Genomic DNA, 16,089 nt, shown 5'->3' on the forward strand with positions numbered 1-16,089 from the left:
GTGTCCGTACGCGAACTGGTCGTCCTCGGTACCGCCAGCCAGGTCCCGACCCGGCACCGCAACCACAACGGCTATCTGCTGCGGTGGGACGGGGACGGCATCCTCTTCGACCCCGGCGAGGGCACCCAGCGGCAGATGCTGCACGCCGGGGCCGCCGCCCACGACCTGCGCCGGGTCTGTGTCACGCACTTCCACGGAGACCACTCGCTCGGGCTGGCCGGAGTCATCCAGCGGATCAATCTGGACAAGGTGCCGCACCGGATCACCGTGCACTACCCGAAGTCGGGGCAGCTCTTCTTCGAGCGGCTGCGGTATGCGACGGCCTACCGGGAGACCGTCGGGATCACCGAGGCGCCGGTCGCGGAGGACGGCGTGATCGCGACGACCCCCGCGTACACCCTCGAGGCCCGGCGGCTGTCCCACCCCGTCGATTCCTTCGGCTACCGGCTCGTCGAGCCCGACGGGCGGCGCATGCTGCCCGAGCGGCTCGCCGCGCACGGCATCAAGGGCCCGGACGTGGGCCGCATCCAGCGCGAGGGCTCCCTGGACGGAGTCGCGCTGGAGACCGTGAGCGAGGTGCGGCGCGGGCAGCGCTTCGGGTTCGTCATGGACACCCGGCTGTGCGACGGGGTGTACGCCCTCGCGGAGGGCTGCGACATGCTGGTCATCGAATCGACCTTCCTCGACGCGGACGAGCAACTGGCCGTCGAGTACGGGCATCTGACGGCAGGCCAGGCGGCGCGGGTGGCGCAGGGGGCCGGTGTGCGGCACCTGGTGCTCACCCACTTCAGCCAGCGCTACGCGGAGCCTGAGGAGTTCGAGCGGCAGGCCCGCGACGCCGGGTTCGGGGGCGAGCTGACCGTGGCCCGCGACCTGCTGAGAGTGCCTCTCCCGAAACGGGTGTGACCAGGCCGTACGATGCTTTGATGCCCCTCCCCAAAGCTGAACTGCACCTTCATGTCGAAGGCACCCTCGAGCCCGAGCTGGCCTTCGCGCTGGCCGCGCGCAATGGTGTCGAACTGCCGTACGCGGACACGGAAGAGCTGCGCAAGGCGTACGCCTTCGACGACCTCCAGTCCTTTCTGAACCTGTACTACGAGCTCATGGCCGTGCTGCGGACCGAGCAGGACTTCGAGGACCTGGCCGACGCCTACCTCGAGCGGGCCGCGGCGCAGGGAGTGCGGCACGCCGAGATCTTCTTCGACCCGCAGGCCCATCTCGCCCGGGGTGTCGGTATGGGCACGGTCGTCGAGGGGCTGTGGCGGGCGCTCGGACGCAGCGAGGAGAAGCACGGCGTCTCCACCCGGCTGATCATGTGCTTCCTGCGTGACGAGTCCGCCGATTCGGCGCTGGAGACGCTCGAGGCCGCGAAGCCGTACCTGGACCGGATCATCGGGGTCGGTCTGGACTCAGCCGAGGTCGGCCATCCGCCGGCCACGTTCCGTGCCGTGTACGAGGCCGCCGCCGCCCTCGGACTGCGCCGCGTCGCGCACGCCGGTGAGGAGGGGCCGCCGGAGTACATCACCGAGGCCCTCGATCTGCTCGGCGTCGAGCGCGTCGACCACGGGCTGCGCTGCCTGGAGGACCTGGCCCTCGTCGAGCGGCTGGTGCGCGATCAGGTGCCGCTGACGCTGTGCCCGCTGTCCAACGTCCGGCTGCGCGCCGTGGACACCCTGGCCGACCACCCGCTGGCCGCGATGCTCGACGCCGGACTGCTGTGCACCGTCAACTCCGACGATCCCGCCTACTTCGGCGGGTACGCGGGGGACAACTTCCACGCCGTGCGCGACGCCCTCGGCCTGAGCGAGGAGCACATGCGCCGGCTGGCCCGCAACTCCTTCGCCGCCTCCTTCCTGGAGCACGACGAGGAGCGGCGGGCGCGCTACCTGGCCGAGGTGGACGCGTACGAGTTCGGCGGGCGCTAGAGGGTTCCGGGTCCCGGTGCGGCGGCGGCCTGCCGGGGCCCTGCCGTGTCGTACTCCTCTCGCACCGTCACCGCCGCCGCGTCGAGCGGGAACTCCACGACGGCCTGCTCCGGTGCGCCGGCCGGGGGTACCGCCCCCGAGGGGGTGCCCGTGGTGACGGCCACCACGACGGCCGGGGTGCGACGACGTGCGGCGCCGGACCGCAGCGGCCGGCCACCGGTGTGCAGGGCGACCGCGGTCAGCGGGAGCGTGATGGCCAGCAGGCCGACGGCGAGGATCGTCCCCATCGCCGGGAAGCCCGCCCGAGCGGACAACAGGCTGCCGGCCAGCGGGCCCGCGGCCGTGCCGAGCGAGGAGGCCGAGCCCACGAGGACCGCCCAGCGGCCGCGCCGGTCGAGGGAGGCGGCGAGGCCGATCAGATACGACAGCACGATCGGGTAGAGCGTGTTCCAGGCGATCTCGCCGGTCGCGAAGGTGCCGAAGCCGGTGGCGGAGGCGCTGAGCGCGATACAGCCGGCGATGAGCGCGGTGCCCAGACCGATGGGGAGCGCGCGGCCGAGACGCGGGCCGAGTGCTCCCGCGCCGATCACGCCGAGCAGTCCGGCCCCGAGCGCGATCGCGAAGACCGCGCCGACGGTGACCTCCGTGAGATGCGCCTGGGTGAGGCCGATACGGCCGCTCACGCCCCACAGCGAGTTCTGGGCGAGGGACCAGCACAGAATGCCGGCGGCGAGGACGATGCCGGAGCGGGTGTGGGGCAGTGGGCCGCTCTCCCCGGTCCCGCGGGGAGCGGTGGTGATCCGCGCCGGGGTGGACAGGCGGCCGGTCGCAGGCCACACCAGCAGTGCGGTGAGCGCGAGGGCGGCGAGCGGGAGTCCATGGCCCGGGCCGAGCCGGGGAACCGTCAGGTAGATCACGCCGGCGAGCGCGGAGACGCCGAGCAGGCCGAGTGTGGAGGTGCGGTGCGGGTCGCGCTGGGCGGCGATCCCGGTCGCGGCGACGGTGGTCGCCGTACCGGAGCCGAACCCGCCGGCCACCGCCCCCGCGACGACCACGGGGATGCTGTGGCTGAGCGCCGCCGTGCCGTATCCGGCGGCGGCGAGCAGGAGTCCGGCACGGGCGAGTCGGCGGGGGCCGATCCGGTGGACGTGCGCGGCGAGCAGGAAGCCCGCGCAGGCCGAACCCAGCAGCAGGGCACTGCCGATGGAGCCGGCTTCGGTGGAGGAGAGCGGAAGGCCCGAGTCCAGCCTGCCGACGGTGGTGGGCAGGAGGTACGCGGCCAGATACCCGGATGTGAAAAGGGCGACGAGGGGCCAGGGCGGAGCAGGACGGGAGGACACGGGCGTTCCAGGGCATACGGAAGGAGCGGCGGAAAAACGGGGGATGGGGCGCCGACCGTCGAACGACAGGAACGCGCGGGCAATTTGTATCAAGCACGCGGTTCAAGAAAAAAGCGCGGGGTGTGTGATCTGGGTCACTAAAAGGTTTGGGGCTGGTCGGGCCGGGTACAAGCGCCGTCTTTTGGTTGGCGGGGACCCTGGATCACCCTGGGTCAGCGCCAGCGCGGTGCCCCGGTTCCGCCGCCTGCCGCCCCCTCGATCCGGGTCCGGATCTCCCCCATCACCGCGACGATGTGCTCCTCGTGACCGGGCGTCAGCCGGGCCACCGGCACCGAGCAGCTGATCGCGTCCTGGGCCGGCATGTCGTAGCGGAGGGCGAAACCGAAACCGACGATGCCGGCGACGCCCTCCTCGCGGTCGATCGAGTGCCCGCGCTCACGGGTCACGGCCAGATCCGCCAGCAGCGAGGCGCGGGATGTGTGCGTGTGCGGGGTGAGGGCCGCGTACGGGCCCTTCGGCAGCCATGCGTCGGGCCGCTCCGCCAGCAGTGCCTTGCCGAGTGCGCCCGCGTGCGCGGGCAGCCGCCGGCCCACGCGGCTGATCGTGCGGAGGTATTCGTGCGATTCGCGCGTCGCGAGATAGGCGACGTCGGTGCCGTCGAGGCGCCCCATGTGGATCGTCTCGCCGAGGGCCTCCGACGCCTCGTCGAGGTACGGGCGCACGGCGCGCACCCGTGGGTCGGAGTCCAGATAGCTCGTGCCTGTCAGCAGGGCGTGGATGCCGATGCCGTAGAGCGAGCCGGTGACGTCCGTGCGGACCCAGCCCCGCGAGACAAGGGTCTGCAGCAGGGCGTACATCGAGCTGCGCGGCACCTCGAGCTGGTCCGCGAGCTCCTGCAGGCGTGCCGGACGATCGCCCCGCGCGGCGAGTACCTCGAGCAGCTCGACCGTGCGCGCGGCCGACTTCACCTCGCGGACGCCCCCGGTGTCTGACATGCGCCGATCGTAATCCGGGCGGGGGAGTGCGGGGGCCGGTCCGCATCCCGCCGTTGACGGGGCCCGTCCATGTATCTAATCTGCATTTGTATATATGGATGGCGTCTACATGAGGAGATGAGTGCAGTGGGCGGCGCCAGGGACGCGGACCCGGAGGCGGTGGCACAGAGGCTGCGGAACGGCATGGCACAGGGGGTCCTGTCGTTCCCGCTCACCAGCTTCCACAAGGACGGCTCGCTCGATCCCGACGGATTCCGGACCCATGTCGCGGCGCAGCTCGCCGCCGCGCCCGGCGCCGTCTTCCCGGCCTGCGGTACGGGCGAGTTCTTCTCCCTGGACGAGGAGGAGTACGGACAGGTCGTCGCCGCGGCCGTGGAGGCGGCCGGCGGGCGGGTACCCGTCGTCGCCGGTGTGGGATACGGCTGGGCGCAGGCCGTCCGGTTCGCGCGGATCGCCGAGCAGGCGGGCGCGGACGCACTGCTCGTCCTGCCGCACTACCTCGTGGCCGCACCGCAGGACGGACTCGTCGCGCAGCTGGAGCAGATCGCCGCCCGCACCCCGCTCCCGCTCATCGCCTACCAGCGCGGCCAGGTCGCCTTCGGCACCGAGGCGTTCCGGCGTGTCACCCGCATCCCCGGCGTCATCGGGCTCAAAGACGGCCACAGTGACCTCGACCGGCTGCAGCGCCTCACCCTCGCAGCGCCCGAGCGCTTCCTGTTCTTCAACGGGGCCGCCACCGCCGAACTCCAGGCGCGTGCGTACGCCGCGGTCGGGGTGCCGGCCTACTCCTCCGCCGTCCACGCCTTCGCACCCGAGATCGCGACCGCCTTCTTCGCGGCGCTGCGCGACGGCGACGACGCCCTGGTGAAGACGCTGCTGCGCGAGTTCTACGTTCCGCTCGTCGCCGTCCGCGACCGGGTGCCCGGATACGCCGTGTCGCTGGTCAAGGCGGCGGCCCGGCTGCGGGGCGGCCGGGTGGGGCCCGTGCGCGCCCCGCTCGTCGATCCCTCGCCCTCCGATCTGGCCGATCTGGAGGTCCTGCTCGCCGCCGGACTCGATCTCGTAGGAGCCGCCCTGTGACCGCCGCGACCTCCCGTGACCTCACCATCGCCGAGGTGCGCCTGACACCGATCCTGGTCGCCGACCCGCCGCTGCTGAACACCCAGGGCGTCCACCAGCCCTACACGCCCCGGCTGATCGTGGAGGTGGTGACCGACGACGGGACCACGGGGGTCGGCGAGACCTACGGGGACACCAAGTACCTCGAACCGGCCCGGCCCCTGGCGGACAAGCTGATCGGCCGTCCGGTGTCCCGCCTCAACGGCCTGTTCGCGCTCGCCGACGACGTCGCCGTCGACGGCTCCCGGTCCGGCGGCCGGCTCGACGTCGGCGGGCTGCGCGGTGTCCAGACCGCCGACAAACTCCGCCTGTCCGTCGTGTCCGCCTTCGAGGTCGCCTGCCTCGACGCCCTCGGCAAGGCGCTCGGCCTGCCCGTGCACGCGCTCCTCGGCGGCAAGGTGCGGGACGAGGTCGAGTACAGCGCGTATCTCTTCTACAAGTGGGCCGGCCATCCGGAGGGAGTGTCGAGCGAGCAGGACGAGTGGGGCGCAGCCCTCGATCCGGAGGGAGTGGTCGAGCAGGCCCGGAGGTTCAAGGAGCGGTACGGCTTCACCTCCTTCAAGCTCAAGGGCGGCGTCTTTCCGCCGGCGGAGGAGATCGCGGCGGTCCGGGCGCTGGCCGCGGCCTTTCCCGGGCACCCCCTGCGGCTGGATCCGAACGGTGCCTGGTCGGTGGAGACCGCGCTGGCGGTGGCCCGCGAGCTGGGCGACGTCCTCGAGTACCTGGAGGACCCCGCCCTCGGCACCCCGGCCATGGCCGAGATCGCCGCGCGGAGCCGGGTGCCGCTCGCCACCAACATGTGCGTCACCACGTTCGCCGAGATCCGGGAGGCGTTCACGCGCGGCGCCGTCCAGGTGGTCCTGTCCGACCACCACTACTGGGGCGGGCTGCGCAACACGCGTGAACTCGCGGCGATCTGCCGTGCGTTCGGCGTCGGGGTGTCCATGCACTCCAACACGCACCTCGGCATCTCCCTCGCCGCGATGACCCATGTCGCGGCCACGGTGCCGGACCTCCACCACGCCTGCGACACCCACTACCCCTGGCAGACCGAGGACGTCGTCACCGAGCGTCCCGCCTTCCGGGACGGCGCGGTCGCCGTGTCCGACGCCCCGGGGCTCGGCGTCACCCTGGACCGCGACCGGCTGGCCGCCCTGCACGAGCGCTGGCTCGCGGACGACGGCGCCCTGCGCGACCGCGACGACGGCGCGGCCATGCGCGTCGCGCATCCCGGGTGGCGCGCGCCCGCGGTCCCCCGCTGGTGAGGTCCCGGCGGCGTCGCGCCGACGCCGCCGCCGGGCGAGCCGTTTGGTGCACACTGGCTGGATCCGCACCATGTCAGGGAGCCCACCGTGACCGCGACCGCCGGAGAGGGACCGCACCACCCCCACATCGGGGACGGGCCGCACCACCATCCCCACGTCGATCCGCTCGCGCCTCTGCGGGCGCCGGGCGATCCGTCCTGTGACGTCTACCTCACGGGGACGGTCTTCCTCGACATCATCTTCACCGGGCTCGCGTCCGCCCCGGTGCGCGGCACCGAGTCCTGGGCGCGCGGGATGGGGTCGAGCCCCGGGGGCGTGGCCAACATGGCGGCGGCGCTGGCCCGCCTCGGCCTGAAGACCTCCCTGGCCGCGGCCTTCGGCGACGACCACTACGGCGAGTACTGCTGGGACGAGCTGGAGCAGGGCGAGGGCATCGACCTCTCGATCTCCCGCAGGGTGTCCGGATGGCACTCCCCGGTCACCGTCTCCATGGCCTACGAGGGCGAGCGGACCATGGTGTCGCACGGCCACGAACCACCGCCCGAGGAACCCGCGCCCGCCTGCCCGCCCCGCGCCCGGGCCGCCGTCGCCTCACTGACCCCGGGCAGACGCGCCCCCTGGATCGCCGAGGCGGCCAAACAGGGCACCCGCGTCTTCGCCGACGTCGGCTGGGACGACACCGGTGCCTGGGACCTGGCGGGCCTCGCCGACCTCGAACACTGCGAGGCGTTCCTGCCGAACGCGCAGGAGGCCATGCGGTACACCGGCACCGAATGCCCCCGCGCCGCCGCGCACGCGCTGACCGAACACGTGCCGCTGGCCGTCGTCACCCTCGGCGCGGACGGTGCGTACGCCGTGGACGGCAGCACCGGGGAGACCGCCGCCGTGCCCGCGATCGCGGTCGAGGCACTGGACCCCACGGGGGCGGGCGACGTCTTCGTGGCGGGTTTTGTGACCGGCACACTGGCCGCATGGCCGCTGGCCGACCGCCTGGCCTTCGCCGGTCTGACGGCGGCGCTCTCGGTGCAGGAGTTCGGCGGGTCGCTCTCGGCGCCCGGGTGGGCCGAGATCGCGGCGTGGTGGAGCAGGGTCCAGTCGTACGAGGACCAGGATCCGGCGGCGCTCAGCCGGTACGCGTTCCTGGAGCGGCTGGTGCCGGACGAGTGCGTGGACCCGTGGCCGCGGCGGCGCGCCGTGCCGACGATCGGATTCCGCAGGGCGACATGAGCGCGAGCCGCCCGCGCGACGTACCGGTACCGCTCAGAAGCCCAGACGGCGCAGCTGCTTGGGGTCGCGCTGCCAGTCCTTGGCCACCTTGACATGGAGGTCGAGGAACACCGGGGTGCCGAGCAGCGCCTCGATGTGCTTGCGGGACTTGATGCCGACCTCCTTCAGGCGCTTGCCCTTCGGCCCGATGATGATCCCCTTCTGACTGGGCCGCTCGATGTAGACGTTCGCGTGGATGTCGAGGAGCGGCTTGTCCGCCGGGCGGTCCTCACGCGGGAGCATCTCCTCCACCACCACCGCGATCGAGTGCGGCAGTTCGTCGCGCACACCCTCCAGCGCCGCCTCGCGGATCAGCTCCGCCACCATGACCTGCTCCGGCTCGTCCGTCAGGTCGCCCTCGGGGTAGAGCGCGGGCCCCTCGGGCAGCAGCGGGATCAGCAGGTCCGCCAGCAGGTCCACCTGCTTGTTCGCGGTCGCCGACACCGGCACGATCTCCGCCCAGGCGAATCCCAGCTCCTCGCCCAGCCGGTCGATCGCGATGAGCTGTTCCGCCAGGGTCTTGGAGTCCACGAGATCCGTCTTGGTGACGATCGCGACCTTCGGGGTCTTCTTGATCCCCGCCAGCTCCTTGGCGATGAAGCGGTCACCGGGACCGATCTTCTGGTCGGCCGGCAGACAGAAGCCGATCACGTCCACCTCGGCCCACGTCGTGCGCACCACGTCGTTCAGCCGCTCGCCCAGCAGCGTCCGCGGCTTGTGCAGACCGGGGGTGTCCACCAGGATCAGCTGCGCCTCGGGGCGGTGCACGATGCCCCGCACCGTGTGCCGTGTCGTCTGCGGCCGGTTCGAGGTGATCGCCACCTTCTGCCCGACCAGAGCGTTCGTGAGGGTGGACTTGCCCGCGTTGGGGCGGCCCACGAAACAGGCGAAACCTGCCCGGTGGACGGCCTCGGTCGGCTCGGAAGACTGGGTGCGAACGCTCATGGCGCCCATTCTCCCTGATCCACGGAGCCCCTCCGCACGATCCGGCCCCGCCCCGGAGCCCGCGCCTTCCCGGAAGCGCCGCCGCACCACCCAGCGTCACGGCGGCGTGCCCGTATGCGACCGGGAGAGGTGCGCACACGCAGCTGCCGGGACCTTACGGCGGGGGCCGGCACCGCCTACGATCACGGCGTCCCGGGCCAATGGCGCCCCGGTCGCCCACTTCGCCTCGCAGAAGGTCACCCCCGGCATGAAGCTCATCACCGCCGTCGTCAAACCGTTCCGCCTCGACACGGTCAAGACGGCCCTGCACGAACTGGGCGTACACGGACTGACCGTGAGCGAGGCGAGCGGTTACGGGCGCCAGGGCGGGCATACCGAGGTGTACCGCGGCGCGGAGTACCGGGTCGACCTCGTGCCCAAGGTCCGCATCGAGGTCGTGGTCGAGGACGCGGACGCCGACGGCGTCGTCGACGCGATCGTGAAGGCCGCGCGGACGGGGAAGATCGGGGACGGGAAGGTGTGGGCGGTACCGGTCGACACGGTGGTGCGGGTCCGGACCGGTGAGCGGGGCCCCGACGCGCTCTGACCGCCGGACGAGCCGTCACGGTCCCGAGGCCACCGGGGTGTGCGGGAGGCCGACGGGGACGCGGCCCGGGGGCTGATGCGCCGTCATGAGGGGTCGTGGGCCGCACCGATGGGTGCGGCCCGACGAGCGGGCCGACACAGGCGAGGGCACCGGGCGGCGCCCCGGATCTCAGCCCGCCGTGACCGTGTGCCGCAGTACTCCGTCGGGCGACGCCACCAGCACCGGCGTGCCGGGCCCGCCGAGGTCCCGCACCGCCGCCCGGTCCTCCGCGGACGCGGACTCCGACATGGTCACGACCGCGGCGGCCTCCAGGGACTTGGCCCCCGACGCCACCGCCATGGCCACCGCCGTCTGCAGTGCGCTCAGCTTCAGCGACTGAAGTTCGACGGTCCCGGCGGCATACGTGCGCCCGGTCTCGTCCCGTACGGCGGCACCCTCGGGCACACCGTTGCGCGCCCGTACGGAACGGGCCAAGGTGACGATCTTGCGGTCGTCGGGGTCGAGCGCGGTGCTGTCGGTCATGCCCCGAGCATACGGAGAGGTCTTGCGGTCGCCGGGCGACGGGGTCCGTCGTCCGGTGCCGGTCCTCGTCAGGGGCGGTCGAGGCGGAGGCGGTCGGCGCGCGGAAGTCCGGCGACGACGAGGTCGTACGAGTCCTCGACGAGTTCCCGGACCAGGCGGTCCGGGAGCCCGCCGTCCACGGTGACGGTGTTCCAGTGGCGCTTGTTCATGTGCCAGCCGGCCACGATCAGGCCCTCGTGCTCGGTGCGCAGGCGCACCGCGTCCTCGGGATCGCACTTCAGGTTGACCTTCAGGGGCCGCCCGGCCAGGTTCGTCAGGGCGAAGAGCCTTCCCTGGACCTTGAAGACCGAGGTCTGCGGATCGAAGGGGAAGTCCTCCACCGCGGCGTTGAACGACAGGCAGAACGCGCGCAGCTCCTGTGGGGTCATTCCGCCTCCGGCTCCTCCCGCGGGGGCCCGGCCGGGCCCACCGGCTCCACCAGCACGGTCGCGATCCTGTTCCGGCGTCCGGCCGCGGCCTCGGCGGTCAGCCGCAGTGCGCGTCCGTCGGGGAGCTCCACGAGCGACGAGGCACCGGCGATGGGCACCCGGCCCAGTGCCTTCGCGAGCAGTCCGCCGACCGTCTCCACGTCCTCGTCGTCGTAGGCCTCGAGGCCGTACAGCTCGCCGAGGTCCCCGATGTCGAGGCGGGCGGTGACCCGGTAGCGGTCCTCGCCCAGGTCCGCGACGGGCGGCAGCTCGCGGTCGTACTCGTCGGTGATCTCGCCGACGATCTCCTCGAGGATGTCCTCGATGGTCACGATCCCGGCCGTGCCGCCGTACTCGTCGATGACCACGGCGACGTGGTTGCGGTCCTTCTGCATCTCGCGCAGCAGATCGCCGGCGTTCTTGGTGTCGGGCACGAACGTGGCGGGCCGCATGGCGGTGGACACCAGCTCGGACTCGGCGTCGCGGCTGATGTGCGTCTTGCGGGCCAGGTCCTTCAGATACACGATCCCGACGATGTCGTCCTCGCTCTCGCCGGTGACCGGGATGCGCGAGAAGCCGGATCTGAGGGCCAGGGTCAGGGCCTGGCGAATGGTCTTGTAGCGCTCGATGACCACCAGGTCCGTGCGCGGGACCATCACCTCCCGCACGAGGGTGTCGCCCAGCTCGAAGACGGAGTGCACCATACGGCGCTCCTCGGCCTCGATGAGGGACTCCTTCTCGGCGAGGTCGACCAGCGCGCGCAGTTCCGCCTCGGAGGCGAAGGGGCCGCGGCGGAAGCCCTTGCCGGGGGTGAGCGCGTTGCCGATGAGGATCAGCAGGGAGGGGATCGGGCCCATGATCCGGGCCAGCGGCACCAGGACGTACGCCGCGACCGTCGCCGTGTTCAGCGGGTGCTGGCGGCCGATGGTGCGCGGGGAGACCCCGACGGCGACGTACGAGACGAGGACCATGACCGCGATCGCGATCAGGAGCGCCTCGGCGGTGTTGTCGAACTCCCGGAGGCAGGCGAAGGTCACGAGCGCGGCGGCGGCCATCTCGCAGGCGACGCGGACCAGCAGCGCCACGTTCAGGTAGCGCGTCGGGTCCGCGGCGATCCGGGCGAGCTTCGCGCTGCCCCGCCGGCCGCTGCGTACGGCCTCCTCGGCGCGGAAGCTGGAGACCCGCGCCAGGCCCGCCTCCGCACAGGCGGCGAGCCAGGCGACGACGACCAGAGCGATCGCGCCGATGACGATCTGAGGGCTCATGAGACGGTCGGGGCAGGGGACGGGCCGGTCAGGCCCTTCTCCGCGCGCCAGCCGTCCACGATGGCCGCCTGGAGACCGAACATCTCGGCCTTCTCGTCGGGCTCCTCGTGGTCGTAGCCGAGCAGATGCAGCACCCCGTGGACCGTCAGGAGCTGGAGCTCCTCGTCCATGGAGTGCTGCGTCGGCGCCTCGGCGCCCTGCTTGGCGGCGACCTCGGGGCACAGCACGATGTCGCCGAGCAGCCCCTGCGGCGGCTCGTCGTCGTCCTTGGACGGCGGCCGCAGCTCGTCCATGGGGAAGGACATGACATCCGTCGGTCCGGGCAGCTCCATCCACTGCACGTGCAGCTGCTCCATGGCGTCGGCGTCCACGACGATCACCGAGAGCTCGGAGAGCGGGTGGATGCGCATCCGCGCGAGCGCGTAGCGGGCGATGTCGAGGATCGCCTGCTCGTCGACCTCGGTGCCGGACTCGTTGTTGACGTCGATCGACATGGTGCTGCTGGTCTACTTCCCCTTGTGGGCATGCCCGGCCTTGCCGCGGCCGGGCTTCTGCGTGCCGTTCTCGGTGCCGTTCTGGCTGTCGTACTTCTCGTAGGCGTCGACGATACGGCCGACGAGCTTGTGCCGTACGACATCGTGGGACGACAGCCTGGAGAAGTGCACGTCCTCGACGCCTTCCAGGATCTCCTGGACCTGCCGCAGGCCGCTCTTGGTGCCGTTCGGCAGATCGACCTGGGTCACGTCACCCGTGATCACGATCTTCGAGTCGAAGCCGAGGCGGGTGAGGAACATCTTCATCTGTTCGGGGCTCGTGTTCTGGGCCTCGTCGAGGATGATGAAGGCGTCGTTCAGAGTGCGGCCACGCATGTAGGCGAGCGGGGCGACCTCGATCGTCCCGGCGGCCATGAGCCGCGGGATCGAGTCGGGATCGATCATGTCGTGCAGCGCGTCGTACAGCGGGCGCAGATACGGGTCGATCTTCTCGTACAGCGTGCCGGGCAGGAAGCCGAGCCGCTCGCCCGCCTCGACCGCCGGCCGGGTCAGGATGATGCGGTTGACCTGCTTGGACTGCAGGGCCTGCACGGCCTTGGCCATGGCGAGATAGGTCTTGCCGGTACCCGCGGGACCGATGCCGAAGACGATCGTGTGCTTGTCGATCGCGTCCACGTACCGCTTCTGGTTGAGGGTCTTGGGGCGGATCGTGCGGCCGCGGGAGGACAGGATGTTCTGCGTCAGCACCTCGGCCGGGGTCTCCGGTCCGTCGCCCTCACCGTCGTCGCTCGCCCGGAGCATGGCGATCGAGCGTTCCACTGCGTCCTCCGTCATCGGCTGTCCGGTGCGGAGCACCAGCATCATCTCTGCGAACAGGCGCTGGATCAGGGCGACATCCGCCGAGTCGCCGACCGCGCTGATCTCATTGCCCCGGACATGGATGTCGACCCCCGGGAAGGCCGTCTCGATCACGCGCAGGAGGGAGTCGCCTGAACCCAGCACCATCACCATGGGGTGCTTGGCGGGGACGGTGATCTGTGTGCTCGCCTGCCCCTGCGCAGGGGTACGAGCTGTGGGTGTCTGAGTCATGGGCCGGCCCGCAGGCCTGCGGTTCCTCCTCGTCACGGCCGCGTAGCTGAGGGCGGCCTCGCGATTCCAAGGGTACGACGCGGTACTGACAAGGCCGTAGGGCTTTTCGGGGCCGAAGTTTCCCGAGTGGGATCCGGCCCGGCGCCCCGCCGTGCCGCCCCGGTCCACGGCCGTCCTCGGGGTGTGCGGCGCCGCGGTGCTCCGGCGTCAGTCCACACCCCGGATCCGCCGCACAAGCAGCGCCCCCGCCAGCCCGACCACCGCCGCCACCAGGTAGAGCACCCGGTAGCCGCCCAGATACGTCACGATCGGCGCGGCCAGGGCCGGGGCGGCGACCTGGGGAAGGGCGTTGGCCACGTTGATCACCCCCAGGTCCTTCCCGCGGTCCAGGGCCTTCGGCAGGACATGGGTCATCAGCGCGAAGTCGACCGAGGTGAAGACCCCGAAGCCCACACCGAGGACGGCCGCCGCGACGACGGTGCCGGTCCAGGTCTGCCAGCCGGACAGGGCCGCCGTGGCGAGCGCCATCAGCACGCCGGACCAGATCACGAACGGTTTGCGCCGGCCCACCCGGTCCGACCAGACCCCGCCGACCACGACCGTGGCGAGGAGGGTGGCGCCGTTGACCGCGGTCAGGACGAGAACGCCCTGGTCGGGGTCGTGGTAGCCGATGCGGTCCCGCAGGTAGTACAGCAGGTACAGCAGCACCAGCGCGTTGCTGAGATTGATCAGGAAGCGGGTCAGCCAGGCCCAGCCCAGATCGGGGTGGCGGCGCGGACTCAGCCGGAACCCGGCCAGGAAACCCCGCCAGGACCAGGGCGGCCGGGCCGCTGCGGGCAGTCGCAGGTCCCGGTGGCGCAGGACATAGGGCAGCACGCCCACCACCGTGAACACCGCGCATGCCGCGTAGCCCGCGCGGATGCCCCCGGCGACGGTCGCCAGACCGGTGCCGCCGACGACGCCCAGGATCTGCGCCGCACCCAGCCAGCCGCCCACCGAGCCCCGCTGGGAGGGCGGCACCCGGTCGGGGACCGCCGCCGTCACCGCCGCGAAGGCGGCGTTCAGCGTGAGCTGCACCAGGCACCAGCCGAGCGCCATGGTCCACACCCCGCCCGCCCCGCCCAGCAGCAGGAGTGACAGCGCCCCGCCCGCCGTCCCGGCCACGATCCACGGTGTGCGGCGGCCCCGGCGGGAGGTGGTGCGGTCGGACAGCGCACCGAAGAACGGGTTCGCGACGAGCGACACCACCGCGCCCGCGCCCGTCACCCAGGCCAGCATCGTCTCCTTGGACATGCCGGCGCCCGGGGCGAAGTCCGTCGCCTGGGAGGCGAGCAGGATCTGCAGCGGGCCGTACCAGCCGACCCAGATCGCCCCGTTGGCCAGTGCCAGGGCCGAGGTCCAGCCCCGGCCGACCGGCTCGACGGGCTCGGCAAGAGCGTCCGGGGGCCGGTCGGCGGGCCGCTCGGCCGTTGTCATCTCTGCGCCCGCAGCAGGTCGCGCAGCCACGCGTAGGACGCCTTGGGGGTCCGCTCCAGCGTCTCGAAGTCCGTGTGCACCAGCCCGAAGCGGCGCGTGTACCCCTCGGCCCACTCGAAGTTGTCCAGCAACGACCACACGAAGTAGCCGCGTACGTCGACCCCCGCCTCGACGGCCCGGTGCAGCGCCCGTATGTGGCCGTCCAGATAGGCGATGCGCTCCTGGTCGTCGACGCCCTGGTACGAGCAGCCGTTCTCGGTGATGAGGACGGGCGGGAGCCGGTCGCCGTAGCGCTCGCGGAATCCGGTGAGCAGTTCGGTGAGCGCCTCCGGGACCACCGGCCACCCGAAGTCCGTGACCGGACGGTCCTCGATCTCCCGGACCGTGAAGGGCAGTTCGGCGGGGAGCGAGAGACCGCCGAACTCGATCTCCGCGCCCTGCGGTGCGCCCACCCTCGTCGGCGCGTAGTAGTTGATCCCGTACCAGTCGATCGGTTCCGCGATCACCTTGAGATCGGCCTCGACGTCACCCGGCATCAGTTCGCCGAACCCCTCGGGGTAGCGGCCGATCAGGAGGGGGTCCGAGAACAGGCGGTTGAGCAGGAGGTCGTAGAACTCCGCGGCCTCCCTGTCCTCCGGGCTCTCGGACGCCGCCCAGGTCGGGCCGTGCGAGTTGGCGATCCCGATGTCGCCCGCCCCGGCCGCGCGCAGGGCCCGTACGGCCAGGCCGTGGGCGAGCAGCTGGTGGTGGGCCACCGGCAGTGCGTCGAACATCAGCCGCCTGCCGGGGGCGTGGACCCCGAGCGCATGGCCCAGCAAGGTGTGTTCGGCGGGCTCGTTGAGCGTGATCCACTTGGCGACGCGGTCGCCCAGGCGCTCGGCGACGACGCAGGCGTGGTCGGCGAAGCGGGACGCCGTGTCCCGTTCCAGCCAGTCCAGGGCCACCGGAAGGTCCCAGTGGAACAGGGTGACCACCGGCCGTACGCCCGCCGCGCACAGCGCGTCGACCAGGCGGTCGTAGAAGTCGAGGCCGCCGGGGGAGGCCACCCTCGGCCAGGAGACCGAGAAGCGGTAGGCGTCGACACCGAGGCCGGCCAGCAGCGCCACGTCCTCGTGACTGCGGTGGTAGGAGTCGCAGGCCACCGCCGCGGTCGAGCCGTCCTTCACCCGCCCAGGCTCGGCGGTGAACACGTCCCACACGGAGGGCTCGCGGGTGTCCGCCGCCCCTTCGATCTGGTGCGCCGAGGTCGACACACCCCACAGAAAGCCGGCCGGGAACTGAGGCATCGGGTTCGTCACCATGCGCCGGATCATCCTTACCGTCGGTAACGGAAGT

16 protein-coding genes are annotated in these 16,089 nt (G+C 71.9%); 6 read left to right on the top strand and 10 right to left on the bottom strand.

Annotated features, from left to right (window positions below; genetic code table 11):
• The gene (locus ACSHXN_RS27190) at positions 1-906 is read left to right on the top strand and encodes a ribonuclease Z (RefSeq protein ID WP_438303897.1); all 906 of its coding nucleotides are present in this window, start codon (positions 1-3) and stop codon (positions 904-906) included.
• 20 nt (positions 907-926) lie between these two features.
• A complete protein-coding gene (locus ACSHXN_RS27195; protein ID WP_438303900.1) occupies positions 927-1,925 on the top strand; it encodes an adenosine deaminase in 999 nt (332 codons plus the stop codon).
• Here the strand turns inward: ACSHXN_RS27195 and ACSHXN_RS27200 are convergent.
• Together ACSHXN_RS27200 and ACSHXN_RS27205 are read right to left on the bottom strand one after the other, a co-directional pair.
• The gene (locus ACSHXN_RS27200) at positions 1,922-3,265 is read right to left on the bottom strand and encodes an MFS transporter (protein WP_356114600.1); all 1,344 of its coding nucleotides are present in this window, start codon (positions 3,263-3,265) and stop codon (positions 1,922-1,924) included. The two genes, ACSHXN_RS27195 and ACSHXN_RS27200, sit on opposite strands and share 4 nt — an antisense overlap.
• A 212-nt stretch (positions 3,266-3,477) precedes the next feature.
• Complete coding sequence (locus tag ACSHXN_RS27205) at positions 3,478-4,260, bottom strand: IclR family transcriptional regulator (protein WP_355139375.1); 783 nt, start codon at positions 4,258-4,260, stop codon at positions 3,478-3,480.
• Between the two features lie 117 nt (positions 4,261-4,377).
• Between ACSHXN_RS27205 and ACSHXN_RS27210 the strand changes: the two genes are divergently transcribed.
• The 3 genes from ACSHXN_RS27210 (at position 4,378) to ACSHXN_RS27220 (ending at position 7,871) form a co-directional block, all read left to right on the top strand.
• Entirely contained in the window at positions 4,378-5,340 is a 963-nt protein-coding gene (locus ACSHXN_RS27210; RefSeq protein WP_355139377.1) for a 5-dehydro-4-deoxyglucarate dehydratase, read from the top strand.
• On the top strand, positions 5,337-6,644 hold the full coding sequence (locus ACSHXN_RS27215; protein ID WP_355139379.1) for a glucarate dehydratase family protein: 1,308 nt from the start codon (positions 5,337-5,339) through the stop codon (positions 6,642-6,644). Before ACSHXN_RS27210 ends, ACSHXN_RS27215 begins: the two co-directional genes overlap by 4 nt.
• Before the next feature lie 126 nt (positions 6,645-6,770).
• Complete coding sequence (locus ACSHXN_RS27220) at positions 6,771-7,871, top strand: carbohydrate kinase family protein (RefSeq protein ID WP_356114608.1); 1,101 nt, start codon at positions 6,771-6,773, stop codon at positions 7,869-7,871.
• 33 nt (positions 7,872-7,904) lie between these two features.
• Here ACSHXN_RS27220 and era read toward each other — a convergent pair whose 3' ends face one another.
• Positions 7,905-8,855, bottom strand: coding sequence for a GTPase Era (gene era, locus ACSHXN_RS27225; protein WP_355139381.1), 951 nt, complete (start codon positions 8,853-8,855; stop codon positions 7,905-7,907).
• 247 nt (positions 8,856-9,102) lie between these two features.
• Here era and ACSHXN_RS27230 point away from each other — a divergent pair, with 247 nt between their 5' ends.
• Positions 9,103-9,441 carry a P-II family nitrogen regulator gene (locus ACSHXN_RS27230; RefSeq protein ID WP_355139383.1) on the top strand — a complete coding sequence of 113 codons (339 nt, stop codon included), beginning with the start codon at positions 9,103-9,105 and terminating at the stop codon, positions 9,439-9,441.
• Positions 9,442-9,609: 168 nt separating this feature from the next.
• Here the strand turns inward: ACSHXN_RS27230 and ACSHXN_RS27235 are convergent, their stop codons facing one another.
• The 7 genes from ACSHXN_RS27235 to ACSHXN_RS27265 form a co-directional block, all read right to left on the bottom strand.
• Positions 9,610-9,963 (bottom strand): cytidine deaminase, encoded by a 354-nt coding sequence (locus ACSHXN_RS27235; RefSeq protein ID WP_438303905.1) that lies wholly within the window; start codon positions 9,961-9,963, stop codon positions 9,610-9,612.
• A 68-nt stretch (positions 9,964-10,031) separates the two neighbouring features.
• Positions 10,032-10,391, bottom strand: a complete 360-nt coding sequence (locus tag ACSHXN_RS27240; protein WP_355139387.1) for an MmcQ/YjbR family DNA-binding protein — start codon at positions 10,389-10,391, stop codon at positions 10,032-10,034.
• Positions 10,388-11,695 (bottom strand): hemolysin family protein, encoded by a 1,308-nt coding sequence (locus ACSHXN_RS27245; protein ID WP_355139389.1) that lies wholly within the window; start codon positions 11,693-11,695, stop codon positions 10,388-10,390. The genes ACSHXN_RS27240 and ACSHXN_RS27245 overlap by 4 nt, the downstream gene beginning before the upstream one ends.
• The gene (gene ybeY / locus ACSHXN_RS27250; RefSeq protein ID WP_059131516.1) at positions 11,692-12,189 is read right to left on the bottom strand and encodes an rRNA maturation RNase YbeY; all 498 of its coding nucleotides are present in this window, start codon (positions 12,187-12,189) and stop codon (positions 11,692-11,694) included. Before ybeY ends, ACSHXN_RS27245 begins: the two co-directional genes overlap by 4 nt.
• A 12-nt stretch (positions 12,190-12,201) precedes the next feature.
• Positions 12,202-13,278, bottom strand: coding sequence for a PhoH family protein (locus tag ACSHXN_RS27255; RefSeq protein WP_355139391.1), 1,077 nt, complete (start codon positions 13,276-13,278; stop codon positions 12,202-12,204).
• A gap of 207 nt (positions 13,279-13,485) precedes the next feature.
• Positions 13,486-14,754: an MFS transporter gene (locus ACSHXN_RS27260; RefSeq protein ID WP_356114602.1), complete on the bottom strand. Its 1,269-nt coding sequence runs from the start codon at positions 14,752-14,754 to the stop codon at positions 13,486-13,488.
• A complete protein-coding gene (locus ACSHXN_RS27265) occupies positions 14,751-16,067 on the bottom strand; it encodes a GH1 family beta-glucosidase (protein ID WP_355139395.1) in 1,317 nt (438 codons plus the stop codon). Before ACSHXN_RS27265 ends, ACSHXN_RS27260 begins: the two co-directional genes overlap by 4 nt.
• Positions 16,068-16,089: the final 22 nt, after the last annotated feature.

This window comes from Streptomyces sp. HUAS TT11 (genome assembly GCF_051553595.1).
In the GTDB taxonomy this organism is placed as follows: domain Bacteria; phylum Actinomycetota; class Actinomycetes; order Streptomycetales; family Streptomycetaceae; genus Streptomyces.